This window comes from Spirochaetota bacterium (assembly GCA_026414805.1).
In the GTDB taxonomy this organism is placed as follows: Bacteria; Spirochaetota; UBA4802; order UBA4802; family UB4802; genus UBA4802.
Genome location: JAOAIH010000008.1, coordinates 1 through 21,665 on the forward strand (window position 1 = coordinate 1; position 21,665 = coordinate 21,665).

Below are 21,665 nucleotides of genomic sequence, written 5' to 3' on the forward strand. Positions count from 1 at the left end.
AAAAATTTAAAAAAAAATTGAGGATTTTTTTAAGAAAGTACCTTTTGAATGGGGTCAGAGCAATATAACAATGGTGTCAGAGTAAAAAACTTATGGTGCAGTGTTTCAAGCTTATGATAATAGTTATAATCGCAGGGTATTATTTTAGGGTCAGAGCAAAAGGAGTTTCAGATATTGGGAAATCTTTCAAGTTTATTACTAGTAACTATCGCTCAATTTTAAATATAAACACTGATAAACATTGAAGCACATATCATAATCAAATTAACATATTTGCATTTTTTTACCTCCACCTTATAGATAGAATATAAAAAAATGAATACAAAAAGCTTGACAAATAATGGCACAAAGGTTAATGGTTATTCATTCATTATATATTTATAGTTCAGAGGAGGCATTATGGGTGTCAGAGCAATTAAAAAAGTCACGGTTATAGGTGCAGGTGCCATGGGCAATGGTATAGCAGAAATTCATATTTTGAATGGATTTACCGTAACCATGGTAGATATTAAAGAAGAAGTATTACAAAAGGCTATCGACAAAATAAAAACAAATATTGCTTTTCTTGTTAATAAAGAAAAAATAACTCAGCAGGCCATGGATGAAGCCTTGTCGCGGCTTTCTATATCTACTGATATTGCAGCATCGGTACATAATGCAGATTGTATTATAGAAGCAGTGCCAGAGGTAATGGATTTGAAGAAAAATATATTTAAAACTGTATCAGATGCAGCACCTAAGGATGCAATTATAGCAAGCAATACTTCATCCCTGAGTATCAGTGAACTGGCTGAAGTGGTGTCAGAGCCCTCACGTTTTGCAGGTTTTCACTTTTTTAACCCTGTGAACCGCATGCGTCTAGTTGAAGTAATTTATGGCCAAAAAACCTCTGATGACACTATTGAAGCATTGATGGAGCTGGGAACAAAATTGGGAAAGGTTGCCATCAAAGTATTGCGTGACCGGCCAGGTTTCATTGTGAACAGAATTAATGCTCCGCTCCAACCTTTATGGAGCGCAATTTTGGATGAAGGGAAAATATCACCTGCAAGCATTGATACTGTAATGAAGAATCATGGCGCAAAAATGGGACCTTTTGAACTTATGGATTTTGTGGGACTGGATGTTATTTATAATGTGATGCAGTATTATAAAACCACTCTTTCACCTGAATGGGAACCCGGCAGGTTCATTAAAGATTGTATAAAGAAAAATGAATTGGGCATGAAAACAGGCAAAGGTATATACGTATGGCAGGGTGGCAAAGCAATTATAGATACATCAACTGTTACAGATTATATATTGCCAATTGATCCATTAGCAATCCAGCTTAATGAGTCGGTACGTGTATTAAAAGAAAAAGTGGCTGCCAGTGCTGAAGATATTGATAAAGGTCAGGAAGCAGGTATGAATCAGCCTGGACCTTTTAAAACAGCTATGAATGTTGATCATACGCTCCTAGCACAGCGATTACAATGGCTTAGTGACACATATAATTTGAGTTATATCAAACCCGAACCTGAAATTCTTGATGGAAGTTTTAGATCATTTTTGAAATGAACGCATGTTGAAACAAGTGTACCCAAACACTTTTATCTGGAGGAAGAATATGGACGTGCACAATTTTATTGTAACTGAGGTGAAGAATTCTATAGCGTATGTGTTTATTAACAGAACAGAAGTTATGAATGCACTCAACAGGGCATTATTAAACCAATTAGGAGATAGGATCGATGCTGTATGTAGTGATAGTGGGGTCAGAGCACTCATTATTGCTGGCAAAGGAGATCACTTTGCAGCAGGTGCGGACATTGTTGAAATGTCAAATCAGACGCCACATGAGGCATTAGCCTTTAGTTTTAACGATGTGTATAATCGGATTGAACAATTGCATATACCAACCTGTGCTGCAATAAGGGGATATGCGCTAGGAGGTGGGTTGGAGCTGGCGCTTGCATGTGATTTCAGAGTATGCCACACGTCTGCCCAGTTAGGACTTCCTGAAATAAAATTAGGCATTATTCCCGGTGCAGGTGGCACCCAGCGTTTGCCTCGCCTCATTGGATTGAGCCGCGCAAAAGAAATGATTTATAGCGGAGAGTTTATCACAGCCCAAAAGGCATATCAATGGGGTTTGTGCGATAGAGTAACTGATAATGATCCTATTGAAGAAGCTACAAACTTTTTACAATCTATTATCAAACGTCCTGTATTAGCATTACAGGCAGCTAAAAAAGCAATTATGTTTGGTGCCGATAGCTCCTTGCAAAAGGGCTTAGAGTTTGAGGCATTATCGTTTGGAGTATTGTTTTCAACTTATGACCAGAAAGAAGGCATGAATGCATTCATCGAAAAACGGAAACCTAACTTTAAAGGATATTAGAAGAGGAGGTTGTTTATGGAAAATAATGATGTTGTGATAGTTTCTGCATGCAGGTTAGCAATTGGCAAGTTTGGTGGAATGTATGCCACTATGAGTGCATTGGATTTAACAATTCCAGTAATGAAAGAACTTGTTGCACGTGCAAAAATAGATCCTGAGATAATTGATGATTGTATCTGGGGATGTAATTATCAAAAAACAAATGGCGAGAATAATCTTGCGCGTGTTGCTTTAGTAAAAGCTGGTCTTCCCATTACAGTGCCTGGTATAACTGTTCATAGAAACTGCACGTCATCTATGTCATCGGTACAATTGGGCTATTATCAGATAAAATCGGGTGAAGCAGATTGTATTGTAGCAGGTGGGACAGATAGCATGAGCAATGCACAGTACACAGTTGATAAGATGCGATATGGCACCCGCATAGGCCATACCGAAATTCGTGATTCAATGTGGGATTCACTTACAAACTTGGGTATAGGTCCTGCTATGGGTATAACTGCTGAAAATTTAGCAGCAAAGTACGCAATATCACGTAAAGAGCAGGATGAATTAGCATTGCTATCGCATAGAAGAGCCATTGCAGCAATTGACAGTGGATATTTTAAGGATGAGATAGTTCCTATTGAAGTTAAAATACAAAAAGATACAATCGTTGCACAGACTGATGAGCATCCTCGGCGTGATGTAACAATAGAAAAGCTATCAGCATTAAAACCAGCATTTAAAGAAGACGGTACTGTCACGGCAGGGAATGCATCAGGTATAAATGATGGTGCAGCTGGAGTGATTCTCATGTCAGCAAAGAAAGCAAAAGAATTGAAAGTGCCAATATTGGGTAGAATTATATCAACTGCAACTGCGGGTGTTGACCCGGATATTATGGGTATTGGGCCAGTACCAGCAAGCAGGAAGGCACTGGCAAAAGCAGGGTTATCATTAAAAGATATACACCTGGTTGAACTTAATGAAGCATTTGCTGCACAGTATTTGGCATGTGAAAAAGAATTAGGCCTTAACAGAGATATCACTAATGTAAATGGCAGCGGCATCTCATTGGGGCATCCAGTTGGCGCTACAGGTGTACGGCTTATTGTAACACTGGTACACGAAATGAAGCGAAGAAAAGTAAAATATGGCCTTGCCACATTATGTGCAGGAGGAGGTATGGGTACTGCTGTAATCATTGAGAACATATAACATAAAAGGGGGATCGGAATGCGCCCAAATCTTTTAGTGGATTCACGTGATGTAAGATTTATATTATTTGAAATGTTTGATATTTTACAACTTTCAAAGTTTGATATATATAAAGATTTTGATAGGGATACGTATGAGTCAGTTCTGGATTTAGCTGAAACTATTGCGATGGAAGAGATATATCCCGCAAATACTATTGCAGATAAAGAAGGAATAAAATTTGATCCGGATACTCACACTGTTGTGGTGCCACAAGTTTTTAAAAAAGCGATGCATGCATTTAATGAAGCGGGATTTACAGGTATAGCACAACCAATATCAAGTGGTGGAATGGGGATGCCCGAACTTATGTACCGCATGGCACTGGAGTATTTTTTGGCAGCAAGTATTTCATTTACTATTTATATAACGTTGTCAAATGGTGCCACTAATCTTGTTCGCATTTTTGGCAATGAAGAACAAAAGCGCCTGTATTTGGGAAATATGGTAAGCGGTAAATGGGGCGGCACAATGTGTTTGACTGAACCGCAGGCGGGCTCAGATGTTGGAGCTATAAAAACAAAAGCATATCGACAAAGTGATGGTACCTATTCAATTAAGGGACAAAAGATATTCATATCTTCGGGGGAGAATGACCTGTACGAGAATATTATTCATATGGTATTGGCACGAATTGACGGTGACCCTGATGGTACCAAAGGTTTGTCCTTATTCCTTGTTCCTAAAATACTGGTCAATTCTGATGGAACTTTAGGAAAGCGAAACGATGTCATATGCACAGGTGTTGAACATAAAATGGGTATTAAAGCTTCCGCAACCTGTACATTGAGTTTTGGGGATAATGATTGCTGTGTTGGATACCTGTTGGGGAATGAACGCGATGGCATCAAGAATATGTTTCACATGATGAACGAAGCTCGCCTTGACGTGGGGCTGGAAGGATTGGGTGTTTCAAGTGCAGCGTATATGCATGCTGTGCAGTATGCAAAGTTGCGAGTACAAGGCAAGACTATTTCTAAAAGTGAGCCAACAATCATAGGGCATCCAGATGTAAAGAGAATGCTTTTGTGGATGAAATCACATGTGGAAGCTATGCGAATGCTTGTTGCTCTTACTGCATTTAACATCGATATTTCAAGAACTCGGAATGACGAAATTGGAAAGAAAGCTCATGCTCTTGTTGAGTTTTTAATTCCTATCTGCAAGGCAGGGAATACTGATTTATCGTGGTTAATTACTGCAGAGGCTGTTCAGGTATTTGGAGGGTATGGATATTGTGGTGATTATCCTGTAGAACAATATGCGCGTGATGCAAAGATATTGTCAATATATGAAGGCACCAATGGCATTCAGTCAATTGATCTTGCAATGCGTAAAATTGTATCTGATGAAAAAAGGGAGCGTTATAATGCTTATAAGGAATATGCATACCAAGTTTTAAAAAATGCGGGGGCGATAGTACCTGATGCAATAATCAAAGAAATTGAAAAAGCAATCAAAGAAATGGATTCACTTATTGGTATCATTGAAGGCAAAGATGCTTCGGCGGTATTAAGTATAGCAACTCCTTTGCAGCAGGCATTCAGAATACTGACACATGGAATTTTACATGTACATTCAATGACCATTGCTATAAAGAAATTATCTTCGATTGTCAGAGAATATACATTGGGAGATGTTCCTGATGGTATAGACGATAACAATGAAGTAGCATTTTATTATGGTAAAGTTCTTTCTGCACAATTTTTTCTAAATATGGAATTTCCAAAATATTATAGCCTGCTTGATAGCATCCGCAATGAGAATGGCATTGTCATGAAAGCAAAGGCAGCAATTTTTACCGGAGTTCAGGAAGCATAATACAATGAAGTTGCATGAATCAGTATATATCCATAATGCCGATGTAACGCCGCGCGGAAAAAGAGCTCTCATCGTTGAAGGTGGAGGCATGCGCGGCGTTTTTTCTGCCGGTGTCCTTTTCGCTATGGGGTTAGGAGGAGTTACACAATTTGATCTGTACATAGGGGTATCGGCTGGTGCATGTAATTTGGCATCATTTCTTGGTCGGCAGTATGAACGCAATTTTTACATAATGGAAAAGTGGTCGGCTTCAAAGCGGTTTATCAATCCATTGCGGTTATTGTATGGCAATGTAATGGATTTAGACTGGCTATGGGATACTACTATCAGTAACTATCGCCTAAACTTAAAAGAAATATTTAAGGATACAACAAAAGAGTTCCTTATTGTGGTTACCTCAATGAATACAGGGAAGGCACTGTACATTAAGCCATGTGAAGATAATCTTGAATTTGTTTTGAAAGCTTCAAGTGCCTTACCAATTTTATATAGAAATACATTGTACATTGATGGGCACCGTGTAGCTGATGGTGGTGTAGGTGATTCAATTCCTGTTTTAGAAGCATACAAAAGAGGTGCTCGTGATATTGTCGTCATTCGTTCGCAGGGCAAGGGGTACAGAAAAAATAATATAAAGTTTAAGCCTATTTTAAAAATACTATTTTTACGCTATCCAGAATTTACTCATGCTTTGATGCAAAGGCATACGATGTATAATGCTGCGATTGAATTTATTGAAAAGCCACCGGGTGATGTACGGATTATAGAAGTGTGCCCGCCTGCTACATTCAAAACTAAGCGCACAACAACTCATACACAAAAACTTTTAAAAGATTATTATACAGGCATACAGGCTGGTTATGCACTATGCAGGTATTATAAACAATTTTTATAGAATGGAGGATTTATATGGAACGCATTTGGGAAAAATATTATGATTTCTGGTATCATCCCGTTAATTTATTGATCTTGTGGTAACGAAGCAAGTTCAGGATACCGTGCATTCACTTTGCTGTAGAAATCCTTTATAATCTGAAAATCAGCTTTCATATTACCAGTAGGATATACCACAGCCCCCACACCTCCTGATTTTGATTTGTAATCTAAAAATGCCAGAATTATAGGAACATTGGCTCCTACTGCAATATGATAGAAACCAGTTTTCCATTTTTCAACTTTTTTACGTGTTCCTTCTGGAGCTAATGCAATAGCAAATTTTTCATATTTTTTATATAAATCTATAGTTGCCTGTACGGTATTACTTGATACAGAACGATCAATAGGTATTCCACCTAAGAAACGGACAAGTGGTGCAAACGGGAAACGGAATAGCTGACTTTTAGCCATAAAATATATATCAACTTTGAATGCGAAAGCAAGTAAAATGCCATAAAATACATCCCAGTTTGATGTGTGAAAAGCTAAAATAGCCAGATATTGTGGCACATCAGGCAATGTCCCTACTTTTTTCCATCCTACCAGCATTCTTATTAGAAATGCAAGTATACGAAGTATATGTTTAATTATAGGAGTATTGAACATTGTGTACTGGATTCTTTTTTTTGTCATGGTAACTATCGCCCTTATTTAAAAAATTTTTTGGCGATTACACTATAGTATTGATAATAATACAATCATATTTTATGATGTAATGCAAAAAAAGTAGGATACAATATGAATTCATTCAACTGGAACTGCAGTGTACAGGAAGCCATTGAATTACAGAAACATCTTTCGCATAGTGTAATTGTAAAAGGAAAACCGGATAAAATAGAGTACATTGCTGGCATTGATGTTGCTCTGACCCCTTTGGGTGTTGGTTATTGTATTATTGCTGTTTTCAGCTTTCCTGAATTGAAGTTTTGTGAAGAAGTTTTTAGTTCTGGCCCAATTACATTTCCGTATGTTCCAGGGCTTTTATCATTCAGAGAAGGACCTCTGATAGTACAGGCGTATAAAAAGTTAAACATTAAACCAGATATCCTTATTTTTGATGGTCAGGGTATTGCTCATCCCAGACGTTTTGGTATTGCTTCGCATATTGGGGTGTTGCTTGATATCCCAGCAATAGGCTGTGCAAAATCACGGTTATGTGGTACATACAGTGAGCCTGGTATCAGTAAGGGAGACAGATCCTATCTTTATGACAATGGTGAGTGTATAGGTGTGGTATTGCGAACACGTACACGAGTAAAGCCTGTTTTTGTATCACCAGGAAATAAAGTTGGTATAGATGAAGCTGCAGACATTATACTGAAATGTACCGATAACTATCGTATACCAGTACCTACACGCTATGCACATTGTAGAGTGGGAGAGTATAAAAGAAATGCAGTTGATACCAATGAAAAAAATAGTTGATTTTTAAAAAATAATAACATGTTGTATGGATTACTTTAAATTATATATCATAAAGGTTTATAAATTATATACTATGCTATGTTTAATAATTTTTGAAAGTATAAAAGATTGCTATGAATGATAATTGAGGCAAGAATAATACACATTAATTTGTATTGATGGTGAATGTAATGAACCAAATACAATGTAATATTTGTAAAAAGATGTTCTGGGAAGAGAATATGATAGTTGGACATGGTATTAACCATGAAATAGAAGATTTAATCAGAAAGGATTATCCTGAATGGAATGATTTTTGCTGGATATGTAAAAATGATCTTAATGCTTTTAAAATAAAATATATTATGAATCTTATTGAAAGCGAAAAAGGAAGTATAGAAAATCTTGAAAGAGAGGTTATTCAAAGTATACAAGAAAATGATTTATTAACATTTAATACAAATTTGCCCAAAGAAAAGTTGAAGATTAGGGAAAGAATAGCAGATAAAGTTGCATCATTTGGTGGAAGCTGGAAGTTTATAATAATATTTATTTCTATTTTAGTAATGTGGATAGTTATTAACGGTTTCTATATTATTAATAAGCCATTTGATCCCTATCCATTTATATTATTAAATTTAATTTTATCATGTTTAGCTGCTTTGCAAGCACCAATTATAATGATGAGTCAGAATCGTCAGGAAATGAAAGATCGTATCCGTTCAGAGAATGATTATAAAATAAATTTAAAATCTGAAATTGAAATTAGAACCTTACATGAAAAAGTTGACCATTTATTGCTTGATCAATGGTCGAAAATGATGAAAATACAGCAAGTCCAACTGGAGATATTAGAAGAAATAAGTAATAAGTTTAAATGAGTAAACATTATCCTTTGCTTTATTCTATTACTGTAGTGGTAATTTGATTTAATATTGGTGAAATAATTGGTTAGCAGAATGAAAGGTTTATAGGGAATATCTTTTTTTGAAAGATTGTATAGTACTTTCCTAATATTCAATAAGAATATGATCAATTATTTAGCCTTGCCATGTAACAAATAATAATGGTGGTATTATATGAATGTATCTTTGACTAATGATTTTTCTTCTTATATCAATCAACTTATTTATTCGTGGCTCAAAACCTTGATCCTTCTTGGATCTGTTCTTGTTCCAGGGTTTTTGATCCTAGATTATGTTATAACTCCACATGAATTATTCCCGCGTTTTGTTGTATATAGAGCGGTATCCACAACACTGTTGATATTCCAGTATTTCATTTTGCGCATGTCAAAACCTGGCAGGTTTAATATAATACATGGCTATGCAGCAACGTTGAATACAGGTTTTGTTATTTCCCTGATGACTGTTGACTTGGGTGGTTTTGCTTCCAGTTATTATGCAGGGCTTAACCTGGTTATCATTGGTGTTAATCTGTTAATTCCATGGCCATTTATTCATTCTTTGATTAATGGACTTGTTGTGGTGAGCATGTATGTAGGGCTTAATATTATCGCAATAGATTCTATTGATTATATAAGTATGATAAATAATCTTTTCTTTATGATATCAACAGTAGTCATCACTGCTAGTTTTAGCTATTTACGCTTTAAACAGCTAAAAAGTGAATTTGATTTACGTGCACAGCTCACAAATGCTCAGGTTGATGAAATACAGGCTCTTGTGAATGTTGCTACAATTATCTCACGGGGTGACCTTACAGTTACTATTAGTACATCTTCGGGTGGTGCTGCTGGAGCGCTTGAGCAGGCATTCAGCGTCATGGTGGCAAACTTAAGGCAGGCAATACAGCAATTTAAAGAGCTTTCGCAAAATCTTACACTCTACAGTGATACAATTAAAGATAGCACCACCGCAATTCAAAAAGGTGTAGATGTACAGTTGCAGGTTACAAGCAATGCATCACATATAATTCAGAATATGACTCAGTGGTTTTCAAAAAATGCGCGCGAATCTGAAGATATACAAAAGCTGGCAAATAATGCAATACACGCTGCTACTGAAAGCAGCGCGTTGATGGATAAAGCAATTAAAAGCATGAACAGGATTGCACAGGTTGCAAAAATATCTTCACAGGAAGTTGAATCATTAAGCCAGTCCAGTAAAAGAATTCATGAAATAGCAGAAGCAATTGAGGAGATAGCTGACCAGACTAACCTTTTGGCACTCAATGCAGCTATAGAAGCAGCGCGGGCTGGAGAGCATGGACGAGGGTTTGCGGTTGTTTCTGACGAGGTAAGTAAATTAGCTGACCGTACAAGCAGAGCAACTAAAGAAATATCCACTATGACGGAGAGGATAATCAGAGATATTGCAAATACTGCAAGTGCCATGTTTGAAGTAAATAAAGAAGTTGAGACATCTTCTGCACTTATTACCAGTATGAACAGCCAGATGAATGAATTGGTGAACCTTGCGCACAAGTTTAATTCCTTAATTGCACATATTTCACAATCTTCAAAAGACCAGTCAGTGCTGATTGCTGATGCTGGAAAAACACTCCACAGTATAAATGCTGTTTCCGATGAGCTATCGCAACTTGTAAAAGATATTAATGGTATTGTAAACGGAATGTATGAGTTGATAGAGAAACTTGAAACTATGGTGAAGGAATTTAAAGTGTAATGTGAAATATTTTTTATTGACGAATATAAATATCAATTCTACAATTCAAAAAAATCACTTTTTTAATTGTTTGTAATATTTCCTTATTGCACAATCATATAGATTACTGTTTGTATATTTACAATAAGTTATAGCAATAGTCATTTCCAAAAATATTCTTTAACTGGTGCCATTCAATGGAACAAGAAACAATAGTAATAGCAGGATTGGGTTCGGCAGGGTATGCTGCGCTTGTTACGATAAAGCGTATTAATCCTAAAGCTCGTGTTGTTGTTATTGACCCTAAAGACAATGATATTGTTCATCCCTGTGGTTTGCCGTATGCGCTTGAGGGCATTGTAATTGATGAGCATCTCAAGCAGGATATTTTTTTGCACAGGATGAATGTTGAAAAGCGTAAGGGTATTGTGAAAAGTATTGATATTTCAAAAAAAGAAATTACTGTAGAGCAAGAAAATAGTAGTCATGTAGTTGCATACCAAAAAGCTATTTTGTGCACCGGTTACAGACCATTACTCCCGCCCATTATCAATGTTGAACAGTATATACACAATGGAGTATATACATTGAGCAGTCTATCCGATTTGCAAATGATAAAAAAGGAAATACATGAAAAAAAGCGGGCGATAGTTATTGGGGCAGGGGCTATAGGCCTTGAGGTTGCATATGCATTAAGAGTCTGTGGCATGGCTGTAACTGTAATTGAAGCAAAAGAAATTTTGTCACAAGCTGTTGATAGTGATATGGCTGAGATAGTAGAGCATTACTGTAGCAACCAAAGTATTCCCATTATAATGCATGCTCCAGTAACAGCATTGGAAAAGCATACGGAAGAATATATTGCAATAACTCCTGAAAAAGAATATACTGCCGACATTATCATTGTAGCTACCGGGTTTGCACCAAACTGTGATTGGGCTGTAAACTCTTCCCTTGCAACCAATAAAGATGGCGTAATAGTGAATGAACATCTGCAAGTACAACCGGATCTTTATGCTGCGGGAGATTGTATTAACAACTGGTCGGTTATAGATAAAAAGCCTTACCCGGTTAAATTGGCAACATCAGCATATAAGCAGGGAATTGTTGCTGCTGAAAATGTTATGGGAATAAATTCTGTATATCGTGGTACTGCAGGCACATTTGTAACAAAAATAGGTGATCTGGAGATTGCTGCAACAGGGTTTTCAACAAATGTTGCCAAGGAACGTGGCTTTTCTGTGATTGCAGGTAAAATTAGTGCTACAGTTAAACCAGAGTATTTTCCTATCAATGAACGTTTGACTTTTAAAGTACTGTGTGATACAAATGGAAAACTTATAGGTGCTCAGGCCATAGGCCATGGTGCATCTGCGCGTATCAACATAGTAAGCCTTGCTATAGAATATGGATTAACTATTGACGAACTTATGCGTTTTGAAATGGCGTATTGCCCTGCGGTTAGCGAAGTGAATGATATTTTGTTTAAAGCCTGTGAGTTTGCAAAACGGAGACTGAAATGAATGCTCAAAAAACCTTTCTGTATGAGGATCATATAAAATTAGGCGGTAAGATGGTTGAGTTTGCTGGATGGGAATTGCCGGTGATGTATTCCTCAATTATTGAGGAGCATATGGCAGTGCGTCAGTCTGCGGGTTTATTTGATGTTTCACATATGGGTGAGATAGTTGTTAAAGGGAGAGGTGCACGGGCTGCTTTGCAAAGGCTTATCCCAACCGATATGGGAAGGCTTGAAAAAGGCAAGTCAATGTATACGTGCTTCCTGAATGAGCAGGGTGGTGTAATTGATGACCTCTTTATTTTTATGCTATCGGATAATGAATACTACCTGGTGGTAAATGCTGCCACAACCCAGAAGGATGTACAGTGGCTATTACAGAATTGCAAAACCAATGTTTCCATACAGGATGTTTCAGCCGCTACGGCTAAGATTGATCTGCAAGGTCCACAATCATATAATATTTTAAAAAAAATTATCAAAGATGACCGCTTAGAAGGGCTTGCACGATTTTATTTCTTTACTGGTACATATAAAGGTGAGCCAGTACTTATTTCACAAACGGGATACACTGGTGAGTTTGGCTATGAGCTTTTCTGCATCAATAATGTGGCTTCACGGTTGTGGAATGATTTACTTGATGCAGGCAAGGAATATGGAATTAAACCTGTTGGCCTTGGTGCACGTGATACACTGCGCCTTGAAGCATCGTATTCGTTGTATGGGTATGAGCTAAGTGAAACTATATCACCAGTAGAAGGGGGTATTGGATTTGTGGTGAGTGCACAGGCTGAGTATATTGCTAAAGATATCGTTGAAAAACAAAAAACCAGTGGTGCACCACGGCAAATAATATGCCTTGAAATGCTGGATAAGGCAATTCCTAGAAGTGAATATAGAGTTTTGCATAATAATGAAGATATTGGATATATTACCAGTGGTGGTTTTTCACCACTTTTTAAAAAAGGCATAGCTATGGCTCTTGTAAAAAGTGGCTTAGTATCAGTTGGGGATGAGGTGGCGATAGTTATCAGGGATAAAACAAGCCCTGCAAAGGTAGTACAAAGACCATTTTACAAGTATACAGGCAAAAAGTTGTAAGGTTAGTATAATCAAAATGAATTGTCAATAGAGTGTTAATTATCACAAGGGGAGGTTTTGCAATTGCAATATTGAGGATGGCAACATCCTCTGTCATTATGAGAAGCGATATATTCCTTATATCGTATTGAAGAGTGCGGTACTCTCTTTTGTCGTATCAAGAAGCGTGGTACTCCCTCCTGTCATTTCGAGGAGCGAAGCGACGAGAAATCTTCACTTCACACAAGAGGAAAGATTTCTCATCCCGATAAATCGGGATTTGAAATGACAGAGTAGCAGAGAAGTGATTGGAAATGACAAGGTAGGAGACAAGGGATTGTAAATGACAAGGTAGGAGACAAGGGATTGTAAATGACATAGTAGCGAGTAAGGGACTACAAATGACAGAGTAAAAAGTAAAGAATTTGTAGTAACAGAGTAGCCAATAGTGATTTGAAATGGCAGGGTGATGATAATGTATTAGAACCAAAACTTGAAATAAATACTTTTTTATAGGAGCATTACAATGAGCACTATTCCTGAAAATCTAAAATACACTAAAACACATGAATGGGTTGAATTACAGGAAAATTATACCTGCAAGTGTGGTATAACCGATCATGCACAGGAAATGTTAACAGATATTGTTTTTGTTGAATTGCCGGAAGTGGGCATTGAAGTGAAAGCGGGTGAGCAGGTTGCTGTGGTTGAGTCTGTAAAAGCAGTTAGCGATGTGTATGCGCCTGTGAGCGGAAGAATTGTTGAAGTGAATAAAACGCTGGAAGATTCCCCAGATTTAATAAACACTGACCCATATGGTGAAGGTTGGATTTTTGTAATTGATATGAAAGATAAAAATGAACTTGATGATCTTTTGGACGCAAATGCCTATGCAGATCATGTAGCCTCAGGAGACTGATAATGAATTTTTTGCCTAACAGCAATGACGATATTAATGCTATGTGTAGTGATATTGGCGTGAAGAATATCGATGAACTTTTTGCAGATATTCCCCGCGCTGTTTTAAACCCTGAAATAAAATTGCCAAAACCTCTTTCAGAACAGGAAGCATTGCACTCTGTTCTTTCTATTAGCAGGAATAATACGCAGGTGCGTTCATTTGTGGGTGCCGGAGTATATCATCATTATGTGCCTGCAGTTGTTGATCACCTTGCATCCAGGTCTGAATTTTATACTGCCTACACACCCTATCAGCCTGAAGTGAGTCAGGGAACACTTGCAGCAATTTTTGAATTTCAGACGTATATGTGCAGACTCACTGGCATGGATATTGCTAATGCCAGCATGTATGATGGTGCAACAGCATTAGCCGAAGCTGTACTTATGGCAGTACGTACCACCAAAAAAAATAAGGTCTTATGCTCTGCAACTGTTCATCCTCATTATCGGGAAGTACTTGCAACGTATGCATGGGGATCAGATATTGTTTTGCAGATAGTTCCGTATAACAACGGTATTACTAATTTACAGGAGCTATCGCACAAGATACAAAATGATGTTGCATGTGTTATTGTACAGAGTCCCAACTTTTTTGGGGTGATAGAAGATGTAAGCAAAGTATCAGAGATAGCGCATGCGCACGCAGCGTTGTGTATCGTGACATTTACTGAAGCAGTAAGCCTTGGTTTGCTTAAAAGCCCTGGCGAATGTGGAGCGGATATTGTGTGTGGCGAAGGACAATCATTGGGCAATTACCCCGCGTGCGGTGGACCACTGTTAGGGGTGCTTGCATGCAAAAAAGAATTTATGCGCACCATTCCCGGAAGGCTTATTGGTAAAACGGTTGATGAACAAGGAAGAGAAGCGTATGTAATGACATTGCAGACACGTGAGCAGCACATACGACGTGAACGAGCTACCTCAAATATTTGCACCAATGAAGGATTGTGTGCATTGCGGGCAACAATTTATTTGAGTGTTGTAGGCAATAAGCTTTTTGATATAGCAAAGCTTAACCATGCTGTTGCAAGCTATTGCCTGGAACAATTAGTGCAATTGGGTTATCAGCGTGTATTTGATGCCCCATTTTTTAATGAATTTGTTATAAAGATTAACAATGCAAAAGATGTGCGGAGCCGCTTGATTGACCATGGATATGCTCTGGGAATCTTACTTGATACATACTATCCGGAGTTATCGGATTGCCTTTTAATTACTACAACTGAATGTATCACTAAAAATGATGTTGATGCACTTGTTACACTTTTACAGACAATATAATGGTGAGCACAATGCAAACAATATTTTCATTACATAAAAAAGGTAAGAATAAATACTCTGTGCCTTCCTTTGATGCTCCAAGCTATGATGCAATACCTGACAACCTGTGCCGTCAACAGCTTAACTTAGCTGATGTCAATGAGGTTGAAGTAGTGCGTCACTACCGAAAGCTTTCAAGCCTTAACTTTGGTGTTGATAACGGTATGTATCCACTGGGCAGCTGTACCATGAAATACAACCCAAAAATAAATGATGTTGTTGCAAGCCTTGAACAATTTGTACATCAGCATCCAGCAACGATTGAGGAGCTATCGCAAGGGTCATTGCATATTATGTATGAATTGCAGGAAATGCTGTGTGCAATTACCGGCATGAGGCAATTTTCACTTATACCTGCTGCTGGGGCGCATGGTGAGCTAGCAAGCGTGATGATAATTAAAAAATATTTTGAAGTAAAAGGGGAAAGGCGTGATGTTATTCTGATCCCAGACTCAGCTCATGGTACCAACCCTGCTTCGGTTGCCATGTGTGGATTCAATGTAAAGGAAATACCGTCAAACAGTGAGGGCGATGTAGATATCAATGCATTGGAAGCTGCCATGGATGACAATGTAGCAGCAATGATGCTGACGTGCCCCAATACATTAGGGCTGTTTGATAAAAATATTTTAACAATAGCTGATCTGCTGCACCGTAGAGGGGCATTATTCTATTGTGATGGTGCAAACCTTAATGCTATTGTTGGGAAAGTTCGTCCTGCGGATTTAGGATTTGACATCATGCATGTAAATCTGCACAAGACATTTTCCACGCCCCATGGAGGAGGAGGCCCGGGCTCGGGTCCAATTGGTGTTGTTGATAAACTTTCACCATTTTTGCCTGTTCCAGCAATAGAAAGAAAAAATAACCGGTATTGCCTTAATTATTCCAAACCGCATTCAATTGGCAGAGTACACAGCTTTTATGGTAATTTTTTAATTATGCTTAGGGCTTATACGTATATTGCAATGTTGGGAGCACAAGGATTAAAACAGGTAGCTGAACACGCTGTTGTAAACGCCAACTACCTGCGTGTTAAATTGCAGCAGCACTTTAACCTGCCCTATAAACGAGTTTGCATGCATGAGTTTGTGATAAACGATGAAGGTATACCAAATGGTATAACAACCAATGAAATTGCAAAGCGCTTGCTTGACTATGGATTTCATGCACCAACAGTGTATTTCCCGCTTATTGTGCATGGTGCTATGATGATAGAGCCAACTGAAACTGAGCACAAGGATACGCTTGATGCATTTGTACATGCAATGGTTGCAATTAAAAATGAAGCGTCAACAAACCCTGAAATACTGAAAAGCGCACCAACTACCACTCCAGTGCGCAAAGTTGATGCAGTATTAGCAGCACGTAAGCCGGTACTCAAATGGGAAGAGTAAGGACAATTCCTGACTGGATAAAATATTCGATTCCTTCTGGTCCACACTATAAAAAGGTACAACAGCATATTGCTCGATGTGGGCTGCACACAGTGTGCCTTGAGGCGCGCTGTCCAAATATTGGCCAGTGCTTTTCACAGGGTCATGCCACATTCCTGATTATGGGTAATATCTGTACGCGCAATTGCAGGTATTGTGCAGTTACAAAAGGGCAGCCGCAGCAACCTGATAAAGATGAGCCCCAAAAAATTGCGCAGGCAGTAGTACATCTTCAACTAAAATATGTAGTTATTACTTCAGTGACGCGTGATGACCTTATTGATGGTGGTGCATACCATTTTGTTAACACCATTGAGGCAATCCGCCGCGCAAGTCCAGGCACAAAAATAGAAGTGTTGATTCCGGATTTTAAGTTTTCACTACAGCTATCGCTTCTAAAAATAATAAATGCAAATCCTGATGTTGTTAATCATAATATAGAAGTTGCAAAAAGCCATTATGCAATGTTGCGTCCACAAGGTGATTATGATACATCGCTAAAAGTATTGGCGATAGTTACCGGTCATGGGCTTGTTGCCAAATCAGGTATTATGATTGGATTTGGTGAAACTATGGATGACATCATTCAGACGCTTACCGATGTATATTCTACTGGATGTAAAGTGATAACGATTGGACAGTACTGCGCTTCGCATAAGGGGGCATACCCGGTGCATAAATTCTATACACCGGAGGAATTCAAAGAAATAGAAACAATTGCCTATACAATTGGTTTTACCAGAGTACTTGCTGCACCACTTGTACGCAGTTCATACAGGGCAGGTGAGCTTTTGCAATGATTCATGTTGCATTGAAAAATCCTAGTGAAAAGTTAGTGCATATTGATGTAATATTTGATAAAAACAAAATAGCATATGTTCATATCTCAGGTGATTTTTTTATTTATCCAGAAGAAGCAATTACTACTATAGAGAAATCACTGATAGGTTTGGCGGTTAATAAAGAACAAATTCAGCATGAGCTTAACACATTAGTGCAGATTGGTAATATTCAGCTGGTTGGTATATCCCCAGCAACTATTGTACAGGGTATTCTGGAGGCTTTTGCTCAACAATGAGGATGTGGCGGCTGATAATTCATGGTGAATGCCAACCAACCTGGAATATGGCGGTTGATGGGGCAATAGTTCGATGTTCGGATACGCCGACTCTGCGGCTCTACCGGTGGGCTAGGCCTGCAATAACTATTGGCTATTTTCAGGATATTGAAAAAGAGGTAAATTGTGCACAGTGTAAAAAAGATGATGTACAGGTTATTCGCAGGGTAACGGGGGGCGGTGCAGTATTTCATCATAAGGAAATTACTTACAGCTTTGTACATCCGTTGCATGGAGTATTTGCAAAAGGGACAATAACAGATTCGTACTATTTGATTGCACAACCGCTGATTATGGCACTTGTTTCATTAGGAATTGATGCACGGTACAGTGCCATTAACGATATTATTGTGGGTAATAAAAAAATTTCTGGAAGCGCACAAACGCGAAAAGAAGGCAAAATATTGCAGCATGGAACACTGCTGGTTGCTACCGATACTGAAAGGATGTTTAACTATTTAACTATCGATCCAAAAAAAGTAAAACATGAAGGAAAGCCTGTAGTGACATTAAAAGATCTGTTACCGGATATGTCAGAAGAAATTATATACCAGCATTTGATACAGGCTATAATAGATTCATTCAGAAAAGTTTTTAACATTGAGTTTGAAGAGTCTGATCTTACCCACCAGGAACAATATATAGCAGTTGAGTTGGAAAAAAACTATTTTGCCAATGAAAATTGGAATTGCCGGCGCTTGTCGCCATAGTAAAAATTATACATCTATGCCAATATATTTCTTAATAACAAATCCAATTGCAAATGATATACACGCAACTCCAAGACTGATAAGTGCCATTTCAATAAAACGTTTTTTGAAATCAAGATCCTTTGCAATGGCAATATAATAGTTGAAGAAAAAGATTATTAGTAGAGCTATCGCCACAGTAAATACAAGAGCAATAAGATAGTGGCTTGCTAAAAAATATGGAATTATTAAAAGCATTACCGTGACGATGTATGCAATCCCTGTATAGACAGCTGACTTTAATGCATCCTTTGCGTCTTCAGCTTTGCTTGAAAGATATTCGGATGCAGCCATTGACAGCGCTGCGGCAATTCCTGTAATTAGACCTGCCAGTGCAATAAGCCTGGTATTGGCTAGTGCAAATGAAAGCCCGGCTAATGTGCCCGTAAGTTCTACAAGCGCATCGTTAAGACCCAAAACAACTGAGCCCACATATTGAAGGTGTTCTTCTTCAAGCAGAATGTATAATTCTTTTTCATGAGCGTGCTCATCTTTTATTAATTTCTTTATTTCGGGAATTATATGTTCAAGTGATTTATACGATGCTTGAGCCTGTTCCTCGCCTCGTTCCATTAATTTTATGCCAAAAGTTAATCCAAAGAGGCGTGATATGATATAATATTTAATTATCTTCCATCTGTCTGGCTTTACGTCAGAATGAGTATACCCTTTCCAGAACTCATAATGTTTTTTTTCGTCTTCAGCCACTTTTTTCAATATGCGGGCATTATGGTGATTCTTAATATTAGAAGCTAAAAGATTGTAAATATGGTATTCGGTTAATTCACTTTTTTGGAACTTAATTATTGTCAGAATGGTTTCAGGGGTTAAGTGCTTTTGCATCGGTGTACCCTAAATTTCTATAATATCATAGACAATATTGAAAGAGATGAGGCATTGAAGGACAGCTTTAAGCGGCATTCCTCTGGTGAATTTGATGAGAAAGTCATTGGATACATCACTGAACTGCCAGCTACTCCCTTCTACCAGGATTTTACCTGAGTATTCCAGTGAATCGGCATCATACAGGATTACTTCTTTAATGTTTGTGCTCATACTAAAAACTCCTCCGGTACTATGCTTTTGATGTGCTAAACACTGGCTATTGCCAGAACAAACATATTACATTGCTCCTCAACCAGTACCATGTCATGAACTTATTTTAAGGATTGATACATGATTTTGGATGAAGATATATTCTTCAGTTTTTAAGTCTAAATTAGAATGATAGTGCATGTTTAAGCCACGAATGATGCTAACTATACTCAGTAAAATTAGATAAATGCAATGTTGTGGACAATTCAAACAAAATCGTCATAATTATCAAGTGTTTTTATATTTCCACGCTGTTTTCTTTCAATTATTTCTTTTAAAGCTGTCCTGGCTTCATCGCTAATAAATGGATTTTCATTTATGATGGCATCACGAACACAGTCTATGGATTTTTCCGTACCAATATGTTTTAAGCCCTGTAGCGATAGCATCTTGCAGTCCTCATCGTCAATCGAAAGTCCTTGTTGTAATAACTTTTCAGTATCATCACCAGGGAAATATGAAGCAAGCTGTAGCAAGCGCTTTTTGACTATAAGCGGAGCATTATCAAAGTTTTGGAGTAATTGCATTGCGGTCATGCAGTCGATAGTTTGTGCAAGTGCATAGATAGCATTTGATTTTATAATAGGGTAATATTCATTCATTATTACATCAGTTAATGGCTTGCTACTCATTTTATTTTTAAATGCACTCAATGCTCGAGCACATGCTTCAACAAATTGTGGGTTGGGATCAGAAAGCCCCTGTATTAGTGGTTCAATGGCACGCTTGTCTTCAATAATGCCCAGTGCCCGTGCAGCAAAAATACGAAGGCTTGTAAGTGGCGAATTCATCATCTGTATAAGTTTTGGTACAGATGACTTTTTGTATCGTATAAAAAGCGGCATCATCTCGTTAATGGGAAAAATGTTTCCATCATTTATTTGATTAAAGAGAGGTTCAATAGTTAGCTCACCAATGTTTATTAACGCATCAATTGTAGTTATTATTATCTGCCTGTTTTCATGATTTACAAATGGCATAAGGTGGTTGATTGCGTCAGGTTCACGTAATTTGCCCAATAATTGAATTATGTATGATAGTTGCTGGATGTCGCGCGTGGTTGTCAGAAGGTTAATTACTCTATCAAGTTTTGGTGAAGCAATTTTTGAAAGGATTTGAATTATATCTTGGCTGTTGCGCGATGATTGCATTAAGTGTTGTAGTAATGGTTCAATTGCAGGTTCGCCAATATGTTCCAATATCCACTGTGCAGTTTCCCTTACAAGGTTGCTGTCATCATACAGACAATGAATAATTTCATTTATGGTATTTGAATCTTCATGGCCAACTTTCACAAGTGACCATGCTGCAGTTTCACGTACTTTTTCGTCTTCATCTTTTAACAGGGATATTAATGGTTTTGTTGCATGAGGGTTTTTGCATATTCCCAAACAAAACGCTGCTGATTCACGTATAACAGGATTTTTGTTCGATAGTTCCTGAATAAGAGCCGGCTCCGCAAATTCTCTCATTTCACATAAAGCCCAGATAACACTGTCGCGTATCTGTTCGTCAGGGTGTGAAAGAAGAGTAATTAATGGAAGGATAGCTTCATGTTTGAATTCTATTATTTCTTCAAATGCCTTATTACGAATGATATCATCCCCTGTTTTTATATTTTCAATTATCTGTTCAATTGTACGAGATGGATTAGGATTGGTCATATAGTTTAATTGCCTTAAGTATGAAAGCTTAGATGATTATAGACAACACCTTGCTTGAAATATACAGTGAAAATACATTATTTTCAAAATTAATAGTTGCAATATTCAAATAACTGTATTTTACTAAATGTAGGTGCATGTTATACTGTAAGTCATTGTAAAAGTAAAGAAATAATACAAACTATCGCTATTGTGCTGTTTTTATTCCATGAATAGGTATTTAACGCTCACAGTATATATATGCATAACAAACTTATAACATACAATTGCCGATATATAAAATAATCTCTATAGAATAATTTAGAATTGACAATC

20 protein-coding genes are annotated in these 21,665 nt (G+C 37.6%); 16 read left to right on the plus strand and 4 right to left on the minus strand.

Features of this window, described 5'->3' with window-relative positions; translation table 11 throughout:
* The first annotated feature begins 399 nt into the window (after window positions 1-399).
* The 5 genes from N3F66_02880 to N3F66_02900 are packed head-to-tail and all read left to right on the plus strand — an operon-like array spanning window position 400 to window position 6,338.
* The gene (locus N3F66_02880; protein MCX8123090.1) at window positions 400-1,560 is read left to right on the plus strand and encodes a 3-hydroxyacyl-CoA dehydrogenase family protein; all 1,161 of its coding nucleotides are present in this window, start codon (window positions 400-402) and stop codon (window positions 1,558-1,560) included.
* A gap of 49 nt (window positions 1,561-1,609) precedes the next feature.
* A complete protein-coding gene (locus N3F66_02885; protein MCX8123091.1) occupies window positions 1,610-2,383 on the plus strand; it encodes an enoyl-CoA hydratase-related protein in 774 nt (257 codons plus the stop codon).
* 15 nt (window positions 2,384-2,398) lie between these two features.
* A complete protein-coding gene (locus N3F66_02890) occupies window positions 2,399-3,583 on the plus strand; it encodes a thiolase family protein (GenBank protein MCX8123092.1) in 1,185 nt (394 codons plus the stop codon).
* Between the two features lie 18 nt (window positions 3,584-3,601).
* On the plus strand, window positions 3,602-5,443 hold the full coding sequence (locus N3F66_02895; GenBank protein MCX8123093.1) for an acyl-CoA dehydrogenase: 1,842 nt from the start codon (window positions 3,602-3,604) through the stop codon (window positions 5,441-5,443).
* 4 nt (window positions 5,444-5,447) lie between these two features.
* Entirely contained in the window at window positions 5,448-6,338 is an 891-nt protein-coding gene (locus N3F66_02900; protein ID MCX8123094.1) for a patatin family protein, read from the plus strand.
* Window positions 6,339-6,403: 65 nt separating this feature from the next.
* Here the strand turns inward: N3F66_02900 and N3F66_02905 are convergent, their stop codons facing one another.
* Window positions 6,404-7,012: a lysophospholipid acyltransferase family protein gene (locus N3F66_02905; protein ID MCX8123095.1), complete on the minus strand. Its 609-nt coding sequence runs from the start codon at window positions 7,010-7,012 to the stop codon at window positions 6,404-6,406.
* A gap of 105 nt (window positions 7,013-7,117) precedes the next feature.
* Between N3F66_02905 and nfi the strand changes: the two genes are divergently transcribed.
* From nfi to N3F66_02960, 11 genes are all read left to right on the plus strand, one after another.
* Window positions 7,118-7,804 (plus strand): deoxyribonuclease V, encoded by a 687-nt coding sequence (gene nfi, locus N3F66_02910; protein ID MCX8123096.1) that lies wholly within the window; start codon window positions 7,118-7,120, stop codon window positions 7,802-7,804.
* Window positions 7,805-7,974: 170 nt separating this feature from the next.
* Window positions 7,975-8,664, plus strand: coding sequence for a DUF1003 domain-containing protein (locus N3F66_02915; protein MCX8123097.1), 690 nt, complete (start codon window positions 7,975-7,977; stop codon window positions 8,662-8,664).
* A 198-nt stretch (window positions 8,665-8,862) separates the two neighbouring features.
* Window positions 8,863-10,431 carry a methyl-accepting chemotaxis protein gene (locus tag N3F66_02920; GenBank protein ID MCX8123098.1) on the plus strand — a complete coding sequence of 523 codons (1,569 nt, stop codon included), beginning with the start codon at window positions 8,863-8,865 and terminating at the stop codon, window positions 10,429-10,431.
* 176 nt (window positions 10,432-10,607) lie between these two features.
* The gene (locus tag N3F66_02925; GenBank protein MCX8123099.1) at window positions 10,608-11,933 is read left to right on the plus strand and encodes an FAD-dependent oxidoreductase; all 1,326 of its coding nucleotides are present in this window, start codon (window positions 10,608-10,610) and stop codon (window positions 11,931-11,933) included.
* The gene (gene gcvT / locus N3F66_02930) at window positions 11,930-13,030 is read left to right on the plus strand and encodes a glycine cleavage system aminomethyltransferase GcvT (protein MCX8123100.1); all 1,101 of its coding nucleotides are present in this window, start codon (window positions 11,930-11,932) and stop codon (window positions 13,028-13,030) included. The genes N3F66_02925 and gcvT overlap by 4 nt, the downstream gene beginning before the upstream one ends.
* Window positions 13,031-13,535: 505 nt before the next feature.
* Entirely contained in the window at window positions 13,536-13,928 is a 393-nt protein-coding gene (gene gcvH / locus N3F66_02935) for a glycine cleavage system protein GcvH (protein MCX8123101.1), read from the plus strand.
* A 2-nt stretch (window positions 13,929-13,930) separates the two neighbouring features.
* Window positions 13,931-15,250 carry an aminomethyl-transferring glycine dehydrogenase subunit GcvPA gene (gcvPA, locus tag N3F66_02940; protein MCX8123102.1) on the plus strand — a complete coding sequence of 440 codons (1,320 nt, stop codon included), beginning with the start codon at window positions 13,931-13,933 and terminating at the stop codon, window positions 15,248-15,250.
* 11 nt (window positions 15,251-15,261) lie between these two features.
* Window positions 15,262-16,686 carry an aminomethyl-transferring glycine dehydrogenase subunit GcvPB gene (gene gcvPB / locus N3F66_02945; GenBank protein MCX8123103.1) on the plus strand — a complete coding sequence of 475 codons (1,425 nt, stop codon included), beginning with the start codon at window positions 15,262-15,264 and terminating at the stop codon, window positions 16,684-16,686.
* Window positions 16,674-17,525 carry a lipoyl synthase gene (gene lipA, locus N3F66_02950; protein ID MCX8123104.1) on the plus strand — a complete coding sequence of 284 codons (852 nt, stop codon included), beginning with the start codon at window positions 16,674-16,676 and terminating at the stop codon, window positions 17,523-17,525. The genes gcvPB and lipA overlap by 13 nt, the downstream gene beginning before the upstream one ends.
* On the plus strand, window positions 17,522-17,803 hold the full coding sequence (locus N3F66_02955; GenBank protein ID MCX8123105.1) for a hypothetical protein: 282 nt from the start codon (window positions 17,522-17,524) through the stop codon (window positions 17,801-17,803). The genes lipA and N3F66_02955 overlap by 4 nt, the downstream gene beginning before the upstream one ends.
* Window positions 17,800-18,552 (plus strand): lipoate--protein ligase family protein, encoded by a 753-nt coding sequence (locus tag N3F66_02960; protein MCX8123106.1) that lies wholly within the window; start codon window positions 17,800-17,802, stop codon window positions 18,550-18,552. Before N3F66_02955 ends, N3F66_02960 begins: the two co-directional genes overlap by 4 nt.
* Before the next feature lie 6 nt (window positions 18,553-18,558).
* On the opposite strand, the gene N3F66_02965 is transcribed toward N3F66_02960, so the two are convergent.
* The 3 genes from N3F66_02965 to N3F66_02975 all read right to left on the minus strand — a co-directional run bounded on the left by N3F66_02965 (window position 18,559) and on the right by N3F66_02975 (window position 21,350).
* The gene (locus N3F66_02965; GenBank protein MCX8123107.1) at window positions 18,559-19,434 is read right to left on the minus strand and encodes a VIT1/CCC1 transporter family protein; all 876 of its coding nucleotides are present in this window, start codon (window positions 19,432-19,434) and stop codon (window positions 18,559-18,561) included.
* A gap of 9 nt (window positions 19,435-19,443) precedes the next feature.
* Entirely contained in the window at window positions 19,444-19,647 is a 204-nt protein-coding gene (locus N3F66_02970; protein MCX8123108.1) for a hypothetical protein, read from the minus strand.
* A 245-nt stretch (window positions 19,648-19,892) separates the two neighbouring features.
* Window positions 19,893-21,350: a HEAT repeat domain-containing protein gene (locus tag N3F66_02975; GenBank protein MCX8123109.1), complete on the minus strand. Its 1,458-nt coding sequence runs from the start codon at window positions 21,348-21,350 to the stop codon at window positions 19,893-19,895.
* Window positions 21,351-21,665 lie beyond the last annotated feature (315 nt).

Excerpts from the sequence above, each read along its gene's own strand:
- gcvPA (MCX8123102.1), top strand. The coding sequence starts at position 13,931 with ATGAATTTTTTGCCTAACAGCAATGACGATATTAATGCTATGTGTAGT.
- gcvT (MCX8123100.1), top strand. The coding sequence starts at position 11,930 with ATGAATGCTCAAAAAACCTTTCTGTATGAGGATCATATAAAATTAGGC.
- N3F66_02885 (MCX8123091.1), top strand. The coding sequence starts at position 1,610 with ATGGACGTGCACAATTTTATTGTAACTGAGGTGAAGAATTCTATAGCG.
- N3F66_02880 (MCX8123090.1), top strand. The coding sequence starts at position 400 with ATGGGTGTCAGAGCAATTAAAAAAGTCACGGTTATAGGTGCAGGTGCC.
- N3F66_02970 (MCX8123108.1), bottom strand. The coding sequence starts at position 19,647 with ATGAGCACAAACATTAAAGAAGTAATCCTGTATGATGCCGATTCACTG.
- lipA (MCX8123104.1), top strand. The coding sequence starts at position 16,674 with ATGGGAAGAGTAAGGACAATTCCTGACTGGATAAAATATTCGATTCCT.
- N3F66_02895 (MCX8123093.1), top strand. The coding sequence starts at position 3,602 with ATGCGCCCAAATCTTTTAGTGGATTCACGTGATGTAAGATTTATATTA.
- gcvPB (MCX8123103.1), top strand. The coding sequence starts at position 15,262 with ATGCAAACAATATTTTCATTACATAAAAAAGGTAAGAATAAATACTCT.
- N3F66_02925 (MCX8123099.1), top strand. The coding sequence starts at position 10,608 with ATGGAACAAGAAACAATAGTAATAGCAGGATTGGGTTCGGCAGGGTAT.
- N3F66_02900 (MCX8123094.1), top strand. The coding sequence starts at position 5,448 with ATGAAGTTGCATGAATCAGTATATATCCATAATGCCGATGTAACGCCG.
- N3F66_02975 (MCX8123109.1), bottom strand. The coding sequence starts at position 21,350 with ATGACCAATCCTAATCCATCTCGTACAATTGAACAGATAATTGAAAAT.
- N3F66_02890 (MCX8123092.1), top strand. The coding sequence starts at position 2,399 with ATGGAAAATAATGATGTTGTGATAGTTTCTGCATGCAGGTTAGCAATT.
- N3F66_02965 (MCX8123107.1), bottom strand. The coding sequence starts at position 19,434 with ATGCAAAAGCACTTAACCCCTGAAACCATTCTGACAATAATTAAGTTC.
- nfi (MCX8123096.1), top strand. The coding sequence starts at position 7,118 with ATGAATTCATTCAACTGGAACTGCAGTGTACAGGAAGCCATTGAATTA.
- N3F66_02955 (MCX8123105.1), top strand. The coding sequence starts at position 17,522 with ATGATTCATGTTGCATTGAAAAATCCTAGTGAAAAGTTAGTGCATATT.
- N3F66_02960 (MCX8123106.1), top strand. The coding sequence starts at position 17,800 with ATGAGGATGTGGCGGCTGATAATTCATGGTGAATGCCAACCAACCTGG.
- N3F66_02905 (MCX8123095.1), bottom strand. The coding sequence starts at position 7,012 with ATGACAAAAAAAAGAATCCAGTACACAATGTTCAATACTCCTATAATT.
- gcvH (MCX8123101.1), top strand. The coding sequence starts at position 13,536 with ATGAGCACTATTCCTGAAAATCTAAAATACACTAAAACACATGAATGG.
- N3F66_02920 (MCX8123098.1), top strand. The coding sequence starts at position 8,863 with ATGAATGTATCTTTGACTAATGATTTTTCTTCTTATATCAATCAACTT.
- N3F66_02915 (MCX8123097.1), top strand. The coding sequence starts at position 7,975 with ATGAACCAAATACAATGTAATATTTGTAAAAAGATGTTCTGGGAAGAG.